The 17,552-nt window shown below is 68.6% G+C and carries 19 protein-coding genes; 8 read left to right on the top strand and 11 right to left on the bottom strand.

Annotated elements, in window-relative coordinates; translation table 11 throughout:
• Position 1: 1 nt before the first annotated feature.
• The 6 genes from AC2YG9_RS06480 to AC2YG9_RS06455 all read right to left on the bottom strand — a co-directional run bounded on the left by AC2YG9_RS06480 (position 2) and on the right by AC2YG9_RS06455 (position 5,995).
• Positions 2–811, bottom strand: coding sequence for an enoyl-CoA hydratase family protein (locus AC2YG9_RS06480; protein WP_487297132.1), 810 nt, complete (start codon positions 809–811; stop codon positions 2–4).
• Entirely contained in the window at positions 808–1,296 is a 489-nt protein-coding gene (locus tag AC2YG9_RS06475; protein WP_487297131.1) for a MarR family winged helix-turn-helix transcriptional regulator, read from the bottom strand. Before AC2YG9_RS06475 ends, AC2YG9_RS06480 begins: the two co-directional genes overlap by 4 nt.
• Complete coding sequence (locus AC2YG9_RS06470) at positions 1,293–2,054, bottom strand: SDR family NAD(P)-dependent oxidoreductase (protein WP_487297130.1); 762 nt, start codon at positions 2,052–2,054, stop codon at positions 1,293–1,295. The genes AC2YG9_RS06475 and AC2YG9_RS06470 overlap by 4 nt, the downstream gene beginning before the upstream one ends.
• Positions 2,051–4,357 (bottom strand): bifunctional salicylyl-CoA 5-hydroxylase/oxidoreductase, encoded by a 2,307-nt coding sequence (locus AC2YG9_RS06465; RefSeq protein WP_487297129.1) that lies wholly within the window; start codon positions 4,355–4,357, stop codon positions 2,051–2,053. The genes AC2YG9_RS06470 and AC2YG9_RS06465 overlap by 4 nt, the downstream gene beginning before the upstream one ends.
• A 51-nt stretch (positions 4,358–4,408) precedes the next feature.
• Positions 4,409–4,696, bottom strand: coding sequence for an ASCH domain-containing protein (locus AC2YG9_RS06460; RefSeq protein ID WP_487297128.1), 288 nt, complete (start codon positions 4,694–4,696; stop codon positions 4,409–4,411).
• 63 nt (positions 4,697–4,759) lie between these two features.
• On the bottom strand, positions 4,760–5,995 hold the full coding sequence (locus AC2YG9_RS06455; protein ID WP_487297127.1) for an FAD-dependent monooxygenase: 1,236 nt from the start codon (positions 5,993–5,995) through the stop codon (positions 4,760–4,762).
• A 79-nt stretch (positions 5,996–6,074) separates the two neighbouring features.
• On the opposite strand from AC2YG9_RS06455, the gene AC2YG9_RS06450 reads away from it, so the two are divergent.
• From AC2YG9_RS06450 to AC2YG9_RS06435, 4 genes are all read left to right on the top strand, one after another.
• Entirely contained in the window at positions 6,075–6,674 is a 600-nt protein-coding gene (locus tag AC2YG9_RS06450; protein WP_487297126.1) for a TetR/AcrR family transcriptional regulator, read from the top strand.
• Positions 6,675–6,714: 40 nt separating this feature from the next.
• Positions 6,715–7,239, top strand: coding sequence for a D-glycero-alpha-D-manno-heptose-1,7-bisphosphate 7-phosphatase (locus AC2YG9_RS06445; RefSeq protein WP_487297125.1), 525 nt, complete (start codon positions 6,715–6,717; stop codon positions 7,237–7,239).
• An 88-nt stretch (positions 7,240–7,327) separates the two neighbouring features.
• Positions 7,328–8,710, top strand: coding sequence for a pyridoxal-phosphate dependent enzyme (locus tag AC2YG9_RS06440; protein ID WP_487297124.1), 1,383 nt, complete (start codon positions 7,328–7,330; stop codon positions 8,708–8,710).
• A 4-nt stretch (positions 8,711–8,714) separates the two neighbouring features.
• Positions 8,715–9,884 (top strand): cystathionine gamma-synthase, encoded by a 1,170-nt coding sequence (locus AC2YG9_RS06435; RefSeq protein WP_487297123.1) that lies wholly within the window; start codon positions 8,715–8,717, stop codon positions 9,882–9,884.
• Here AC2YG9_RS06435 and AC2YG9_RS06430 read toward each other — a convergent pair.
• Positions 9,817–10,752 carry a mechanosensitive ion channel family protein gene (locus tag AC2YG9_RS06430; RefSeq protein ID WP_487297122.1) on the bottom strand — a complete coding sequence of 312 codons (936 nt, stop codon included), beginning with the start codon at positions 10,750–10,752 and terminating at the stop codon, positions 9,817–9,819. The two genes, AC2YG9_RS06435 and AC2YG9_RS06430, sit on opposite strands and share 68 nt — an antisense overlap.
• Positions 10,753–11,004: 252 nt before the next feature.
• Here AC2YG9_RS06430 and AC2YG9_RS06425 point away from each other — a divergent pair, with 252 nt between their 5' ends.
• Entirely contained in the window at positions 11,005–12,165 is a 1,161-nt protein-coding gene (locus AC2YG9_RS06425; protein ID WP_487297121.1) for a DegT/DnrJ/EryC1/StrS family aminotransferase, read from the top strand.
• 3 nt (positions 12,166–12,168) lie between these two features.
• Here AC2YG9_RS06425 and AC2YG9_RS06420 read toward each other — a convergent pair whose 3' ends face one another.
• Together AC2YG9_RS06420 and AC2YG9_RS06415 are read right to left on the bottom strand one after the other, a co-directional pair.
• Positions 12,169–12,552, bottom strand: a complete 384-nt coding sequence (locus tag AC2YG9_RS06420) for a DUF302 domain-containing protein (protein ID WP_487297120.1) — start codon at positions 12,550–12,552, stop codon at positions 12,169–12,171.
• A 41-nt stretch (positions 12,553–12,593) separates the two neighbouring features.
• Complete coding sequence (locus AC2YG9_RS06415) at positions 12,594–13,454, bottom strand: MBL fold metallo-hydrolase (protein WP_487297119.1); 861 nt, start codon at positions 13,452–13,454, stop codon at positions 12,594–12,596.
• Between the two features lie 76 nt (positions 13,455–13,530).
• Between AC2YG9_RS06415 and AC2YG9_RS06410 the strand changes: the two genes are divergently transcribed.
• Genes AC2YG9_RS06410 through AC2YG9_RS06400 form a run of 3 tightly spaced genes read left to right on the top strand, consistent with a single transcriptional unit; the run spans position 13,531 to position 15,173 of the window.
• Positions 13,531–13,887 (top strand): ArsR/SmtB family transcription factor, encoded by a 357-nt coding sequence (locus tag AC2YG9_RS06410; RefSeq protein ID WP_487297118.1) that lies wholly within the window; start codon positions 13,531–13,533, stop codon positions 13,885–13,887.
• Positions 13,862–14,386 (top strand): rhodanese family protein, encoded by a 525-nt coding sequence (locus tag AC2YG9_RS06405; protein ID WP_487297117.1) that lies wholly within the window; start codon positions 13,862–13,864, stop codon positions 14,384–14,386. Before AC2YG9_RS06410 ends, AC2YG9_RS06405 begins: the two co-directional genes overlap by 26 nt.
• Positions 14,387–14,396: 10 nt before the next feature.
• Positions 14,397–15,173, top strand: a complete 777-nt coding sequence (locus AC2YG9_RS06400) for a sulfite exporter TauE/SafE family protein (RefSeq protein ID WP_487297116.1) — start codon at positions 14,397–14,399, stop codon at positions 15,171–15,173.
• Here the strand turns inward: AC2YG9_RS06400 and AC2YG9_RS06395 are convergent.
• Together AC2YG9_RS06395 and AC2YG9_RS06390 are read right to left on the bottom strand one after the other, a co-directional pair.
• Complete coding sequence (locus tag AC2YG9_RS06395; protein ID WP_487297115.1) at positions 15,170–15,826, bottom strand: glutathione S-transferase family protein; 657 nt, start codon at positions 15,824–15,826, stop codon at positions 15,170–15,172. The two genes, AC2YG9_RS06400 and AC2YG9_RS06395, sit on opposite strands and share 4 nt — an antisense overlap.
• Positions 15,827–15,849: 23 nt before the next feature.
• Positions 15,850–17,469 carry a cisplatin damage response ATP-dependent DNA ligase gene (locus AC2YG9_RS06390; protein ID WP_487297114.1) on the bottom strand — a complete coding sequence of 540 codons (1,620 nt, stop codon included), beginning with the start codon at positions 17,467–17,469 and terminating at the stop codon, positions 15,850–15,852.
• Positions 17,470–17,552 lie beyond the last annotated feature (83 nt).

Below are 17,552 nucleotides of genomic sequence, written 5' to 3'. Positions count from 1 at the left end.
CCTAGTTCCCCTCGAACACCGGCTGGCGCTTGGCGGCGAAGGCCTCGTAGGCGCGGCGGAAATCCTGGGTCTGCATGCAGATGGCCTGGGCCTGGGCCTCGGCCTCGATGGCGGCGTCGAGGCTCATGTCCCATTCGACGTTGAGCTGGGTCTTGGTCATGCCATGGGCGAAGGTCGGACCCGTCGCCAGGCCGACCGCCAGCTCGCGGGCCGTGGCCATCAGCGCCTCGGACTCGACCAGCCGATTGTGGAAGCCCCAGCGCTCACCTTCCTCGGCGGTCATGACCCGTCCGGTGAACAGCAGTTCCGAGGCCCGGCCCTGGCCGATCAGCCGGGGCAGGATGGCGCAGGCGCCCATGTCGCAGCCGGCCAGGCCGACGCGGGTGAACAGGAAGGCGGTCTTGGCCTTGGGCGTGGCGATCCGCATGTCGCTTGCCATGGCCATGATCGCCCCGGCCCCGGCGCAGACCCCGTCGATGGCGGCGATCAGCGGCTGGGGACAGGCCCGCATGGCTTTCACCAGGTCGCCGGTCATGTGGGTGAAGGCGAGCAGGTCGGGCATGCTCATCTTCGTCAGCGGCCCGATGATCTCATGCACATCGCCGCCGGAGGAGAAGTTGCCGCCGGCCCCGGTGACGATGATCGCCTTGCAGTCGTCTGCGCCGGCGAGGGCGCGGAACAGATCGCGCATCTCGGCGTAGCTCTCGAAGGTCAGCGGGTTCTTCCGCTCCGGCCGGTTGAGGGTCAGGGTCCCGACCCCGTCCTCGACGGACCACAGGAAATGCTCGGCGCGATAGTCGCTCGCCTTCATGGGTTGGTTCCTCCGGCAGTGGCCTGCAGCGATTTCTTGGTTCGCTCCAGCAGGCGGGTCAGGTCCTCGGCCTCGCCGGCGCCCAGGCCGGAGAGCAGGGTTTCGATCCAGTGTTCGTGGGCGGCGGCCATCTCGTCGAACCGCGCCTGGCCCAGCGGTGTGATCCGCACCCGACGCGCCCGGCGGTCGGGGCCGTCGAGGCCTTCGATCATGCCGTCGGCCTTCAAGCGGGCGGCCAGGCCCGTAACGTTGCCGTTGCTGACCATCAGCATGCGCGACACCTCGCCCATGGTTAGGCCCTTGGCTCCCGCGCGGTCGAGCGCCGACAGCATGTCGAAGCGGGGCAGGGTCGAGCCGAAGTCATCCCGCAGCCGCTGGGAAATCCGCTGCTCGATGGCCGTCGAACAGGTCAGCAGCCGCAGCCAAAGGCGCAGGGAGCGCTTGCCATCCGGCGCGCCGCCGAGGCGGTCGGGCAGGGGGCTCACAGTTCGCCCCCGGCGATCGGCAGGGCCGCGCCGTTGACGGCGCCCGCCTCCTCGCCGCACAGCCACAGCACCAGGGCGGCGACCTCCGGCGGCGTGATCAGCCGGCCAAGCGGGTTGGTGGCGAACAGGGCGGCCCGGGCTTCGTCCTCGCTGCGCCCGGTCTTGCCCACCAGGGCCTGCACCGAGCGGGCGACCAGGTCGGTGTCGGTGAAACCCGGACAGACGGCGTTGACGGTCACCCCCCTGGCCGCGACCTCCAGGGCCAGGGCCCGGGTCAGGCCGACCAGCCCGTGCTTGGCGGCGACATAGGCGCTGACGTAGCCGTAGCCCTTCAAGCCCGCCGTCGAGGCGACATTGACGATCCGCCCCCAGCCCCGCTCCAGCATGACCGGCAGCACCTGACGCGCCGCCTCGGCCGGAGCTTCCAGATTGAGCGCCAGAGAGGCGCGCAGGTTGGCGGCGCTGGTTTTCAGGAACGGCGCGGAGCTGGTCCCGCCGGCGTTGTTGATCAGGATGTCGATGGGTCCGAACTGCATCCGACCCCGCTCCAGCGCCGTCGCTAGGGCGGCCGCGTCGGTAACGTCGGCGGCGGCCACAGCGGCCGCCTCGCCGATCAGCCCCCGGGTCTCTTCCAGCGCGTCGTGCCGACGGCCGATCAGGGTGACCGAGGCCCCTGCGCCGGCCAGCGCCACGACGCAGGCCCGGCCGATGCCCGAGCCGGCCCCGGTGACCACGGCGTGTCTGCCCTTCAGGCTCATACCGGTCCCGCCTGCTGCTGCCGTTGAGTGTTTCTGGCAAGATTGCGGGCCAGCTGGGCGAAGCCGGCCAGGTACTGCATGGGCGGCGGGGCAGCGAACCAGCCCTGCTCGGCGGCGGCCCGCAGGGTCCAGTTCGGATCGGCCAGATGCGGCCGGGCCAGGGCGCAGAGGTCGGCCCGGCCGGCGGCCAGGATCGAGTTAACGTGGTCGGTCTCGAAGATGTTGCCGACCGCCATGGTCGCCACCCCCGCCTCGTTGCGGATGCGGTCGCTGAACGGGGTCTGGAACATGCGGCCGTAGATCGGCTGGGCGTCTTCACTGGTCTGGCCGGCCGAGACGTCGATCAGGTCGCAGCCGGCCTCGGCGAAGGCGCGGGCGATGGCGACGGACTCTTCGGGCGTGATGCCATCGTCCACCCAGTCGGTCGCCGACAGCCGCACCGACATCGGCTTGTCGTCCGGCCAGACGGCGCGCATGGCGGCGAAGACTTCCAGCGGGAAGCGCAGGCGGTTCTCCAGCGATCCGCCGTACGCGTCCGTGCGGTGGTTGGAGACGGGCGTCAGGAAGGACGACAGCAGATAGCCGTGGGCGCAGTGCAGCTCGACCATGTCGAATCCGGCCTCGTCGGCCAGCCGGGTGGCGCGGACGAAGTCGGCGGTGACCCGGTCCATGTCGGCGCGGGTCATCTCGCGCGGGACCTGATCACGCTCGGACCAGGCGATCGGCGAGGGAGCGATCAGCTCCCAGCCTTCTTCGAGCGGCAGGTCGGCGCGCGGTCCCCAGGGCCGTTCGACAGACCCCTTGCGCCCGGCATGGGCCAGCTGCTGGCAGATGCGGCTGCCCTGGGCATGGATGAAGTCGACGATCCGGCTCCAGGCGTCACGGTGATCCTCGCGGTACATGCCGGCGCAGCCCGGCGTGATCCGCCCGTCGGCGCTCACGTCGGTCATCTCGGTGAAGACCAGGCCCGCCCCGCCCAACGCCCGGCCGCCGAGGTGGACGAGGTGGAAGTCACCCACCAGCCCATCCTCTGCCGAGTACATGCACATCGGCGAGACCACGACGCGGTTGGGGATGGTCAGCCCCCGCAGCCGCAACGGCGTGAACATAGGCGGCGGGATTTTCCGGCTCGGCGGCGCCCCGGCCTGGTCGGCGAACCAGCGCTCCAGCCCCGACAGGAAATCGCCGTCGCGCAGCCGCAGGTTCTCATGGCTGACCCGCTGGCTGCGGGTCAGCAGGCTGTAGGCGAACTGCAGCGGATCGAGGCCGGTGTAGCGCTCCAGGGTCTCGAACCATTCGGTCGAGTTGCGGGCCGCGCTCTGCAGCTTCAGCACCTCGACCCGCCGCTCGGCCTCGTAGTCGCTCAAGGCCGCATCGAGATCGCCGCCCCCGGTCACAGCCTGCGCCAGCCGGATGGCGTCCTCGAAGGCCAGCTTGGTGCCTGAGCCGATGGAGAAGTGGGCCGTGTGGGCCGCGTCGCCCAGCAGGACCAGATTGCCGTCCCGCCAGTTCGAACAGGCCACGCGCGGGAAGTTGAGCCAGGCCGAGCCGCGCAGATGCCGTGCGTTGCTCATCAGCGGATGGCCGCCCAGCCACTGGGCGAACAGCCCCTCGGCCGCCCGGCAGGTCTCGTCCTGGTCCATGCGGTCGAAGCCGAGGCCCCGCCAGGTCGCCTCCGAACATTCGACGATGAAGGTCGAGCCCCCCTCCTCGAACCGGTAGGCATGGGCCCAGATCCAGCCGTGCGGTGTCTCGACGAACGCGAAGGTGAAGGCGTCGAAGGCTTGGGCCGTACCCAGCCAGATGTATTTGTTGGTCCGCACGTCGATGTCGACGCCGAAGGTCTCGGGCCGCTCGTTGCGCGCCCGGCTGTTCAGCCCGTCGGCGGCGACCACCAGGTCGGCCTCCAGCGCCGCCGGATCGACCTCGCTCTCGAACCTTAAGGTCACGCCAAGGCTCCGCGCCCGCTCGTGCAGGATGCTGAGCAACCGCTGACGACCGATCCCCGCGAACCCATGCCCGCCGGAGCGGATCGTCTGGCCATGGATGTGGACGTCGATGTCGTCCCAGTGGACGAAGGCCGCTTCGATGAGGGCCGCCGTCTCGGGGTCGTTGGCCTTCAGATTGGCCAGCGTCTGGTCCGAGAACACCACCCCCCAGCCGAAGGTATCGTCCGGCCGGTTGCGCTCATGCACCGTCACGATGAGCGACGGATCGCGCAGCTTCAGCGAAATGGCGAGGTAAAGGCCGCCGGGGCCGGCCCCGACGACGGCGATGTTCCGAACCTGTGCAGGCCGCGACATGCTTTAAGCTTAAAATAAATAGGCGGCGCGGTCCAGCCGCCAACGCCGATCTCAGTCGGCCGGGTGAAACACGAAGTCGATCAGGTAGACGTTCTGCCCCGCCCCATGCCTGGCGACCTTCAACAGATCGACCACGCCCTCGAACCCTGACCGCCGGGCCAGGGCCGGGGTGATGTCGGCCAGTTCGATCTGGCGGATGCGCAGCACCTCCACCGCCCCGCCCTCCATGGCGTAGCGGTTGCCCACCTTGACCCGCGCCGACTGCCAGATGCGCACGGTGCAGTCGATCTCGCCCCGCCGGATCGGCTCACGCAGACGCTTGGTGAACATCAGGCTCATGGGCCGAGCATAGAGGACGGGCGACCGCGGAGTCCTGCGCGCGGTCGCCCGACCCGGAGGCGATCAAAGCGGCGCCAGCCGTTGCGTGGGCCTGGGCTGCGGTCGGCGACCCTTCGGCGCCGCCGGCAGCTGGCTGGCGTCGCGACGGTTAAGGCCCGAGAGGCCCAGCGCCAGGTTGCGCTTGAACGGGGCCAGCCGGTTCAGCAGGCGCAGACCCAGGTTGCGAAGGAAACGGGCCCGGCCGGTCCGCAGGGTGGCCAAGTGGGTCAGCCGCGAGGCCAGGGCCAGCACCTTCCGGGCCGCGGGGCGACGTAGCCGGGCGTAGGCGTCCAGCAAGGCCTCCGGCTCGCCGCCCCGCACGACGCGGGTCAGGGCCTCGGCCAGGACCATGGAATCGACCAGGCCGGCGTTCATCCCCTGGCCGCCGGCCGGGCTGTGCACATGAGCGGCGTCGCCCATCAGCAGGAAGGGCCCGCTGCGGTAGCAGTCGGCCAGCCTGTGATGGACGCGGAATCGCGAGGCCCAGTTTATGCCGGTGACGCGGCAGGGCTGCCTGGCCGGGCCGCGCGTGTCGAGCAGCTGCTGGATGACCTCGATGGTCGGATGCTCCGGGGCATTCTCCAGGGTCGCCACCACGCGGAAGGATCCATCCGGCAGCGGAGCCACGACCACCAGACCGGCCGGCGAGAAGAACAGCGACACCTCGCCGGCCCCCAGCGGCCAGTCCATCTCGACGTCGGCCAGCACGAAGGACTCGCCATAGGCCTCGCCCGGGAAGGCGATGCCGGCCGCCTCGCGGATGGCGCTGTGCATGCCGTCGGCGGCGACGACATAGCGGGCGTGCAGCGTCCGCTCGCCTTCCGGCGTGCGCACCCGGACGGCAGCGCCGCCGGCTTCCGCGACGGCGGCCAGGGCGGTGACGCCCCGGTGCAGGCGGCCGCCCAGTTCGGCCAGCCGGGCCTGCAGCACCGCCTCGGTCGTCGACTGCGGGACCATCAGGATGTGCTGAAAGGCCGACGGCAGGTCACCAAAGCGCAGGTCGAGCAGGGTTTGGTCGCGGTCGCGGATGGCGAAGCGCGACAGTTTCAGCCCGCGTGCCTCAAGCGGTTCGACGATGTCGATGCCGTCCAGCATCTCCAGGGTGTGGGCGTGCACGACCGCGGCGCGTGAGGTGCTGTGAGCCTCGGTAGAGGCGTCGATCAACAGGTGGTTGACGCCGGCCTTCTGCAGGGCGGCGGCCAGCGCCAGGCCCGTGGGGCCGGCGCCGACGATCAGGACATCGGTTCTCGCGGGTGACATGGGGTTCTCCTTTTTGCCAACAAGCGTTGACTTATTTTCCGCCCTTGCATTAGTCAACAGGCGTTGGCAAAAATGACCAATGCTTAATGAACCGACCCCCATCGCCAAACCTTCCAAGGCGACGCCCAAATCGATCCGCACCCGCGAGGCCATCGAGGCGGCGGCGCGGGAGCTGTTCGCCACCCAGGGCTTCGAGCGGACGACGGTGCGGGAGATCGGGGCCCGGGCCCGCATCGATCCGTCAATGATCATCCGCTACTTCGGCAGCAAGGAATCGTTGTTCGCCCGCGTCGCCAGCCCGGACCTGAAGCTGCCGGACGTCGGCCTCGGCGACCCGGCGACCATCGGCGAACGGCTGGTCCGCCACTTCCTCGACCAGTGGGAAGGCGAGCAGTCGGGCGGCGGCCTGCCGGTGCTGCTGCGCTCGGCGGCCTCGAATCTGGACGCCGCCGATCGGCTGGGCGAGATCTTCCGCGCCCAGGTCTTCCCGGCCATCGCCCGCGCCGGCCCGCCGGAGACCGCAGCGGTTCGCGCCGGGCTTGTGGCCACGCAACTGCTCGGGCTGGCCCTGGGCCGCTATGTCCTGCGCCTGCCCCCGGTGGTCGCGATGCCGACCGACCAGATCGTCCGCAATGTCGGCGAAACGATCCAGCGCTACGCGACCGGCGAGCTGGCCTGAACCTCTGGAGCGGCGCGGCGAACCCCCCTACATACGGCCCATGCCTACCCCCTTCGCCGTGATCTTCGACCGCGACGGCGTCCTCAACGAGGACTACGGCTATGCCTATGAGCCGGACAAGCTGGTGTGGATCCCGGGCGCCAAGGCGGCCATCAAGCGGGTCAACGCCGCCGGCGGGATCGTGGCCATCGCCACCAACCAGTCGGGGATCGGCCGGGGCTATTACAGCGAAGAGCAGATGCACGGCTTCCATGCCGAGATGAAGCGACAGCTGGCCGCCGACGGGGCCCATATCGATGGCATCTACTTCTGCCCCTTCCACGAGGACGCTGTCGAAGACCGTTATCGCCAGGCCGACCATCCCGACCGCAAGCCCAACCCCGGCATGGTGCTGCGGGCGCTGAAAGACTTCGGCATCGATCCCAGGCGCGCCCTGATGATCGGTGACAAGCCGGCCGACGTTCAGGCGGCTAACGCTGCGGGGATCGATGGCTACCTCTATGAAGAGGGCGACCTGGAAGACTTCCTGCTCGACGCCGCCTCGCGCACGGGTCTGCCGCTGTAACGCTTCTGTTTGCTTCCTTCATGCCTCGTGACGCGCTAGGCAGGGGACAATTCATGCCGCTGGGGAAGCGGCGATCCAGGAAGCACAAATGACCGACCTGCCCGCCGCCTCGCACTCGGCGCTTGACCTCATCGGCCTGACGCCCATGGTCGAGGTAACCAAGATCGACACCGGCCCCTGCCGCCTGTTCCTCAAGCTGGAAAACCAGAACCCCGGCGGCTCGATCAAGGACCGCATCGCCCGCTCGATGATCGAGGCCGCCGAGAAGGACGGAACCCTCAAGCCCGGCGGCGTCATCATCGAGGCCACGGCCGGCAACACGGGTCTGGGTCTGGCCCAGGTCGCCACGCTGAAGGGCTACAAGCTGATCCTCATCGTGCCGGACAAGATGGCGCGGGAGAAGATTCTTCACCTGCGGGCCATGGGCGTCGATGTGCGCATCACCCGCTCGGACGTCGGCAAGGGCCACCCGGAATACTACCAGGACATGGCCCAGACGATCGCCCAGGGCCTGCCCGGCTCGCTGTACGTCAACCAGTTCGAGAACCCCGCCAACCCGCAGGCCCACTTCGAGACCACCGGCCCGGAAATCCTCAGCCAGATGGACGGCGACCTTGACGCGGTGATCGTCGGCGTCGGCTCGGGTGGCACCCTGACCGGCCTTGGCCGCTACTTCCAGAAGGCCTCCCCGAAGACGAAGATGATCCTCGCCGACCCGGTCGGCTCGATCCTCTACGACTACGTCAACACCGGAACCTATGGGGAAGCCGGCAGCTGGATCGTCGAGGGCATCGGCGAGGACTTCATCCCGGTCAACGCCCAGATGGACCTGGTGTCGAAGGCCTACGCCATCAGCGACCGCGAGAGCGTCGAGACGGCGCGTGAACTCCTCCAGAAGGAGGGCATCCTGGCCGGCTCGTCTTCGGGCACCCTGCTGGCCGCGGCGCTGAAATACTGCCGCGAGCAGACCGAGCCCAAGCGGGTCGTCAGCCTGGTCTGCGACACCGGCGCCAAATACCTGACCAAGATGTTCAACGACCTGTGGGTTTCGGCCCACGGCTTCGAGGACCGCACGGCGCGGGGCGACATCTCCGACCTGATCGCCAAGCGCTACAGCGACGGCGGCGTCATCACCATCGGTCCGGACGACACCCTGCTGACCGCCTACAACCGCATGCGGTCGGCCGACATCAGCCAGCTCCCCGTGGTCGACCACGGCAAGCTGGTCGGCATCCTCGACGAGAGCGATGTGCTGAGCGCCGTGGCAAAGGCGCACGACGGCGAAGGCTTCGCGACCAAGGTCGGCGGCGCCATGACCCGCAACGTCCGCACCCTGGAAAGCCACCAGCCGCTGGAAGCGCTCAACCCCGTGTTCGAGCGGGACGAGGTGGCCGTGGTCATGGACGGCGACGAACTCCTTGGCCTGATCACCCGGGTCGATCTCATCAACCACCTGCGCCGGACGGCCTGAACCCATGACCACCGACGGCAAGAACCGCCTGGCCTTCGCCACCCGCACCATCCACGCCGGCCAGAGCCCCGACCCGACCACGGGCGCGGTGATGCCGCCGATCTACGCGACCAGCACCTACGCCCAGGAGAGCCCTGGCGTGCACAAGGGCTATGAATACGCCCGCAGCCAGAACCCGACCCGCTTCGCCTTCGAGCGCTGCATCGCCGACCTGGAGAGCGGGACCCAGGCCTTCGCCTTCGCCAGCGGCCTGGCCTGCGGCGCGACGGTGATGGAGTGCCTGGACACCGGCTCGCACGTCATCGCCACCGATGATCTCTACGGCGGCAGCTACCGCCTGTTCGAACGGGTCAAGAAACGCTCCGCCGGCCTGTCGTTCAGCTTCGTCGACATGAGCGACCTGGCCGCCATCGAGGCCGCCGTCCGGCCCGAAACGAAGATGCTGTGGGTGGAGACCCCGACCAATCCGACCCTGCGTCTGGTCGACCTGGAAGCTGTGGCCAATCTGGCGAAGAAGCACGGCCTGATCACCGTCGCCGACAACACCTTCGCGTCGCCTTATGTCCAGCGCCCGCTGGAGCTGGGCTTCGATCTCGTCACCCATTCGACAACCAAATACCTCAACGGCCATTCGGATATGGTCGGCGGCGTCGCCATCGTCGGCGACAACGAGGAACTCGGCGCCCAGCTGAAGTTCCTGCAGAACGCCGTCGGCGCCATCTCCGGCCCGTTCGACAGCTTCCTGGCCCTGCGAGGCCTGAAGACCCTGGCCCTGCGCATGCAGCGCCACTGCGAGAGCGGCCTGAAGATCGCCCGCTGGCTGGAGTCGCACCCGGCCGTCGAGAAGGTCATCTACCCCGGTCTGGAATCCCACCCGCAGCACGAACTGGCGAAAAAGCAGATGACCGGCGGCTTCGGCGGCATCATCTCGGTCGACATCAAGGGCGGCCTCGCGCCTTCCCGCAAGCTGCTCGAACGAACCCGCCTGTTCACCCTGGCCGAATCCCTGGGCGGGGTCGAAAGCCTGATCGAGCATCCGGCCATCATGACCCACGCCTCCATCCCGCCCGAGCAACGCCAGGCGGTCGGCATCACCGACGGCCTGGTCAGGCTTTCGGTCGGGATCGAAGATTGCGAAGACCTGATTTCAGACCTTTCGCAGGCTTTGGCTTAGCCGCTTTCGGCGCGGGCTTGGGCAGCTCGGGCGGCGGCAGCGGCGCCTGCCCCGCCGCCAGCATGCGGGCGGCCAGCAGCAGGTCGGCCATCACCGCCGGATGGTCGTGCGGCATCGTCCAGACGCGGACCGCGCCCTCGACCCAGGCTTCCGACATGCTGGTGATCTCCACCACCGGCTCGGCGTCCTGCATGATCCGCGGATCGGCGGCGGCGCGGGCCTTCAGGGCGGCGACATAGGCCGCCAGGTCCACCGCGATCGGGATGCGGAACACCGCATCGACCCTGCGCCGCTCGTGGAAGCTCTTGTTGACGATGACGTCCCCGAACACCTTGGAGTTGGGGATGACGACCTTGAGGTTGTCGGCCGTGGTCAGCTCGGTGGTGAACAGGTCCAGCGCCCGCACCGTGCCGACCCGGCCCGTGGTCTCGATGACGTCGCCGACGCGGTAGGGCCTCAGGGCAAGGATCATCACCCCGGCGGCGACATTGCTCAGCGCCCCCTGCAACGCCAGCCCGACCGCCAGCGAGGCGGCGCCCAGCACGGCCAGGATCGAGGTGGTCTTGACCCCCAGCTGCTGCAGCACCGCCACCAGGCCGACGATGATCACCAGGTAGCGCACCGCCGAGCCTATAAAGGTCTGCAGGGTGGCGTCCGGCGGCGAATGGCGGGTCATCCGGCCCACCGCGCTCTTGGCGAAGGTCGACAGCCAGCGCGACGCCCACAGGGTGACCAGCAGGATCAGGCCGGCCACGGCCAGGTCGATGGCGATCTGGGTCGCCCGGTCGACCAGGTCGGCGGCGACGATCTCTTCGGGCCGCACCTTGGGGATCAGGCGCGGAACCTCGGCCAGGTTGAAGTTGCTCATGGTCCCCTTCTAACTGACTCGTTTGACCGGAGGACGGCAAACGGCCTGATTCTGGCTGGCGTTCCGGAACGGCCGACCCTTTCCGGATCGGACCTTTCGTCCGATCCGGATAAAAAGGGTCGTCCACAATACCTGAGAGCCCGTCCGGGCGGCGGAACCGGAACCACTTCCGCCTGACGGGCTCTTAGGGGAAACATCCGGTTACAGCCTTTGTCTCGAATAAGTCGCGCCACAGGCGTAGAGGCCCCCGCCATGAGCATCGCCTTCATCGACCTCGCCGCGCAGCAGCGCCGGATCCGCGACCGCATCGACGCCGGCATCGCCCGCGTCCTCGATCACGGCGCCTATGTCATGGGCCCGGAAGTCCGCCAGTTCGAAGCCGAACTGGCCGCCTTCGGCCAGGCCCCCCTGGCGCTCAGCTGCGCCAACGGCACCGACGCCATCGCCCTGCCGCTGATGGCCTGGGGGATCGGCCAGGGCGACGCGGTCTTCTGCCCGAGCTTCACCTTCGCCGCGACGCCGGAAGTCGTGCCCTGGACGGGCGCCACGCCGGTGTTCGTTGACGTGCTGCCCGACACCTTCAACATGGACCCGGCCCACCTCGAGGCGACCATCCAGGCCATCAAGGACGAGGGCCGCCTGCGTCCCGCCGTCGTCATCGCCGTCGACCTGTTCGGCCAGCCGGCCGACTACCCGGCCCTGCGCGCCATCTGTGACAAGCACGGCCTCAAGCTGATCAGCGACAGCGCCCAGGGCTTCGGCTGCACCCTGAACGGCCACCACCCCATCCACTGGGCCGATGTGGCCACCACCAGCTTCTTCCCGGCCAAGCCGCTCGGCTGCTACGGCGACGGCGGGGCGGTGATCGCTAGGGACCAGGAGCTCTGGGACCTGATGGACAGCTACCGCGTCCACGGCAAGGCGGTGACCCCGGACCTGGTCGGCCGCACCTTCGAGCACGAGACCAAGTACCTCAACACCCGCATCGGCATGAACAGCCGCCTGGACAGCATCCAGGCCGCCATCCTGATCGAGAAACTGGCCATTTTCCCGGAGGAGATTGTCCTGCGTCAGACCGTGGCCGACCGCTACGCCGCGGGTCTCGCCGGTTCCGTCACCTCGACCCCGAAGGTCATCGACGGTGGCCAGTCGGTCTGGGCCCAGTACGTCATCGAGCACGAGAACCGCGACGGCCTCGCCGCCCACCTGAAGACGCAAGGCGTCCCGACCGCCGTCTACTACCCGGTGCCGATGCATGTTCAGGCGCCCTACGCCCACTTCCCGCAAGGCCCCGGCGGCCTGCCGGTCACCGAGGCCCTGGCGGAAACCGTCCTCGCCCTGCCGATGCACCCCTACATGGACGAAGCCGTGCAGCAGCAGATCATCGACGCGGTGAAGGGCTTCAACGGCTGACGGTCAGATATCGGCCAGGGCCTTCGAAAGGGCCTCGCCGACCGCAGCCGCGTGCTTTTGCAGCACCGGGTTGTCGATGGACATCATCGAGGCCGCCGGATCGATCGCCGCGACCTCGACGCCGGCTTCGGTCTGCTGAACGATCACGTTGCACGGCAGCATGACCCCGACGTGCGGCTCCAGCTGCAGAGCCTCATGGGCCATGGTCGGGTTGCAGGCGCCGAGGATGCGGTAGGGGCGGAAGTCCTGGCCGATCTTGGACTTCAGGGTCGCCTGCACATCGATGTCGGTCAGAACCCCGAAGCCGTGCTTCTGCAGGGCTGCGCGCGTGCGCTCGATGACCGCCTCAAACGGGTCCTGGAAGGTTCGGGCGTTGAAATAGCTCATGGCATTTCCTTTGGGGCAGCACGGTTGCGGACAGGCAGGCTCTAGATCGCGTTCACCGGCAGCTGGAGGAACACGCGGCCGCGGCTGGATGGGGCGGGCAACCCGCCGGCGCGGATGTTCACCTGCAGCGAGGGAAGAATGAGGGTCGGCGCGGCGAGGGTGGCGTCCCGGGCCTGACGCATGGCGACGAACTCGCCCTCTCCGATCCCATCACGAACGTGCCGGTTGCCCGCCCGTTCCTCTGCGACCGTGGTCTCCCAGGCATGGGCGTCACGCCCCTCCGGCAGATAGTCGTGACCGACGAAGACGCGCGTCTCCGGCGGCAGGTCGAGAATCCGGTGGATGGACCGATAAAGGGTCGCCGCGTCCCCGCCGGGGAAATCGGCCCGGGCGGTGCCGTAGTCCGGCATGAACAGGGTGTCTCCGACGAAGGCGGCGTCCGCGATCAGGTAGGTCACACAGGCCGGCGTATGCCCGGGCGTGTGCAAGACCTCGATGGTCAGATCGCCCAGCGGCAGGCTCTGGCCCTCCTCGATCAGGATGTCGAAGAAACTCTCTCCGCCGACCACGTCGTCGGCCTCGAACAGGTCGCCGAACACCTTCTGAACCTGGACGATCCTGGCCCCGATGACGATCCTGGCCCCCGTCTCGCGCCGGATGTGATCAGCCGCCGACAGGTGGTCGGCGTGGGCGTGGGTCTCCAGCACATAGAGAAGCTCCAGCCTCTGCTCGCGCACCGCCGTCAGCACGGCCTGCGCCGAAACGGTGGACAGGCGGGCGGCCTTGGGGTCGAAGTCGAGGACCGGGTCGATCACCGCCGCCTTGCGGGTGGCGGGATCGTGGACCAGGTAGGTGACGGTGTTGGTCGCGGTGTCGAAGAAGGATTGGATGACGGGCGCCATGGCGGCCTCCGGTGAAACAGGATGAGATCTATATATTAGGTCTTGCTAAATTAGCAATAACTCATATGTTGGGGCCATGTTCGATCTCGCGAACTTTGACATCACCCGGTTCGAGGCCAGCGCCACGGAAGCTGCAAAGCTGCTGAAGGCGCTCGGCAACGAGCGGCGTCTGATGATCCTGTGCCAGTTGACCGACGGCGAGCGTTCGGTGGGGGACCTTCAGTCCCTCGTCGGCCTCTCGCAATCGGCCCTGTCGCAGCACCTGGCGGTGCTGCGCGAGGAGGCCATCGTGGCGACTCGCCGCGAGGGCCAGACGATCTGGTACCGGATCGAGGACCCCGCCGCGATCAAGGTGGTGGCGACGCTCGCCGAGATCTTCTGCCCCCCGGATATGAGGATCCACCCCGATGATCGCCCGCCTGCTGCCGATTGAACCCGCCGAACTCGCAACCCGCCTGGCCTCCGGCCGCGCCACCCTTGTCGATATCCGCGAACCTGACGAATTCGCCCGCGCCCATGTGAAGGGCGCCCTGAACCGTCCACTTTCGGATTTTGAAGCCGCCCACCTGATCATCGAGCCCGACCGGCATGTGGTCTTCACCTGCCGGACCGGCATGCGCACCGGCGCCAACTGCGACCGCCTGGCCGACCGCATCGACGGCCAGGCCTATGTGCTGAACGGCGGGCTGGACGCCTGGCGCGCCGCCGGCCTACCGGTCGCCGAAAACCGCAAGGCGCCGCTGGAGATGATGCGCCAGGTGCAGATCGCCGCCGGCGGCCTGGCCCTGACCGGCGCGGTGCTCGGCTTCCTGGTCGATCCGCTGTGGCATCTGCTGTCGGGCGCCATCGGCGCGGGTCTGCTGTTCGCCGGTGTGAGCGGCTTCTGCGGCATGGCCAACCTGTTGGCCATGGCCCCCTGGAACCGCAGGTAAGCCTGATCCCATGACCCTCACCCTGATCACGGTGCTCGCCGCCCTGGCCAGCGGGGCGGTGGTCGGGCTGTTGCTGTCGGTGTTCGGCGGCGGCGGCTCGGTCCTGGCCACGCCCCTGCTGCTCTATGCGGTGGGGGTCGGCGACGCCCATCTGGCCATCGGCACCTCGGCGGCGGCGGTGGCCGTCAATGCGCTCGGCGGCCTGGCCGCCCAGGCCCGGGCCGGGCGGGTGAAGTGGCCCTGCGCCCTGGTCTTCGGCGGCTCCGGCCTGGCCGGGTCCCTGGTCGGCTCGACCCTGGCCAAGAGCATCGATGGCCGTTCGCTGATGGTCTGGTTCGCCGTCGCCATGGCCGCCGTCGCGGTGTCGATGCTGCTCCCGAAGAAGAACGAGGGTGATCCCGCCGTCCATCTGACGCCCGGCCTGACCCTGAAGCTGGCGCCGGTCGGCGCCGTCACCGGCCTGGCCGCCGGTTTCTTCGGTATCGGCGGCGGCTTCCTGATCGCGCCAGGCCTGATGGCCGCCACCGGCATGACCCTGGCCAACGCCGCCGCCTCCTCCCTGGTCTCGGTCAGCCTGTTCGGCGCCGCGACCAGCCTCAACTACGCCGCGTCCGGCTGGGTCGACTGGCCGCTGTTCGGCCTGCTGGTCGCCGGCGGCGCGGCGGGAACGGTCGCGGGCGTGCCGCTGGCCCGGAAACTGGCGAGCCGGGCAGGCCTCGCACGCCGCCTGTTCGCCGGCATGATCCTGCTGGCGGCGGCCTATGTCGCCTTCCGCTCGCTGACCTAGTCCCGGTCCGGCGCCCCCAGCGGGAAGAACGCGCGGAAGTAGCGGGCCTCCTCGACGCAGCGGGCGAACGACGGCCGCCTTAGCAGCCTCTGGCGATACGCCCGCAGCACCGGCCACTCATCGGTGATCTCCAGCACCCAGTCGGCGTAGAACAGCGACATCGATGCCGCCGTGTCGGCCATGCTGTAATCCTCGCCGCAGGCCCAGGTCTTGCCGGCCAGCGTCCCCTCCAGCCAGTTGTACGCCCTGCGCAGCCGCGTATGGGCCAGCTCCAGCCCGTCCTCGGGCGTCATCGGAATGTGGCCGAGCTTGCTGGCCACGGCGACCTGCTGGGCGTCCATGACGTGCAGGTCGAAGAAGCGGTCCATGAACCGCACCTGCAGCGCCGCCATCGGATCGTCCGGAATCAGCCGCACCGGCCCCGGATGGGTCATCTGCAGGTATTCGATGATGATGCTGGTCTCGACCACCTTGCGGTCGCCATCGACCAGCATCGGGAACTTGGCGATCGGCCAGTTCGCCAGCCAGGTGTCGACATGCTCGGGCGTGTCCGGCCCGATCTCGCGGAACTCGAAAGGGGTGTCGTTCTCATAGAGGGCCGTCTTGGCCTTCTGGGTGTAGGACGAGAAATGGTGGCCGTAGAGGGCGAGCATGCGGGTCTCCGTTCACGCCTACCCTAATCGAGCATCCGCTCCAGTGTCTCCAGTTCGTCGGCTTCGCGTGCCGGCTTGTCCCAGCGGATGCGGCTGATGCGGGGAAAGCGCATGGCCACCCCGCTCTTGTGGCGGCTGGAGCGCTGCAGCCCCTCGAACGCCACCTCCAGCACCAGGCCGAAGTCGAGGTTCGCCTTCACCGACCGCACCGGCCCGAAACGGTCGATGGTGTTGTCGCGCACGAACTTGTCGAGCTGCTTCAGCTCCTCGTCGGTGAAGCCGAAGTAGGCCTTGCCGACCGGCGTCAGGGCCCGATTGCCCGCCTCGTCCTCGCGCCAGACCCCGAAGGTGTAGTCGGAATAGAAGCTCGAGCGCTTGCCGTGACCCCGCTGGGCGTACATCAGCACCGCATCGATCAGATGCGGATCGCGCTTCCACTTGAACCACGGCCCGCGCGGCCGGCCGGCCTCATAGAGGCTGTCCCAGCGCTTGAGCATCAGCCCTTCGGACAGGGCCGCATCGCCCTCCGGCGGATTGGCCCTCAGGGCCGCCAGCCCCTCCCAGGTTTCGAACGGCTGCATGGGTGACAGGTCGATGCGCGGCGAGGCGGCGTTCGCCACAAAGGCCTCCAGCCGCTTGCGACGCTCGGCGAAGGGCAGGTCGCGCAGGTCCGTCTCGCCGTCGAGCAGCAGGTCGTAGGCGCGGATGGCGGCCGGATAGGCCTGCATCATCTTCGCATCGACGCTCTTGCGGTTCAGCCGCTGCTGCAGGTCGCCGAAGCTGGCCAGCGCCCCATCGCGGATGACCAGCAGTTCGCCGTCGATGGCCCCCTCGAAGCTCATATGCGCCAGGACATCGGGGAAGGTGTGGCTGATGTCGTCGCCGGTGCGGGTGTAGAGCCGCCGCTCGCCCCGTTCGCTGACCGCCTGGATGCGGATGCCGTCCCATTTCCATTCGGCGGCGTAGTCGGCCGGATCGAGCTTGGCGAAATCGCTGTCCTCGTCGATCGGATGGGCCAGCATCACCGACCGGAACCGTCCCGGATTGTCGGCGCTGGGCGCCTCGGACCGTCCCTCCAGCCAGGCGAACAGGTCCTCGTAGGGCGGCTCCATCGCATGCCAGACCTCTTCGATCTGCGGCACGCCGATGGCCTGACCGTGCAGGGCGGCCAGATCGGCGCAGGCCTGCTTGGCCAGCCGGGCCGAGAACCCGACGCGCAAGCCGCCGGTCAGCAGCTTCAGCAGGGCCCAGCGTCCGTCCGGCTCCAGGGCGTCGAGCCAGCGCTCGATCATCGGCTGGACCTCGCCGCGCTTGGCCGTGCGCAGGGCGTCGATCACCTCGGAAAGTTCTGGCTCCCGGTTGGCGCCGCGCTCGGCCGGCCAGACCAGGGCCACGGTCTCGGCCAGATCCCCGACATAGTCGTAGGACCAGCCGAACAGCACCGGATCCATCCGCGCCTCGACCGCCTTGCGGATAGCCGCCGGCTTGGCGGCGGAGAAGCTGAGTTCGCCGGTCATCGCCGCCAGCGCCCAGCCCCGATCGGGATCGGGCTGACTCGACAGGAAGTCGCGCACCAGCACCAGCTTGGCGTTGCGCGAAGCGGTGAGGCTGAGCCGGTCGAGCAGGCGGGCAAAGGCGCGCATCGAGAGGGAATGTAACGCGGCGGCGGAGGTTCACGAGCCCCCGCTGAATATGTCTAGACTTATTCATCACTCATTCCGGGCCG

This window comes from Caulobacter sp. SRI_014, assembly GCF_057586315.1.
Note: the sequence above shows the minus strand (reverse complement) of the source record. Positions and strands in the feature narration are given on the sequence as shown.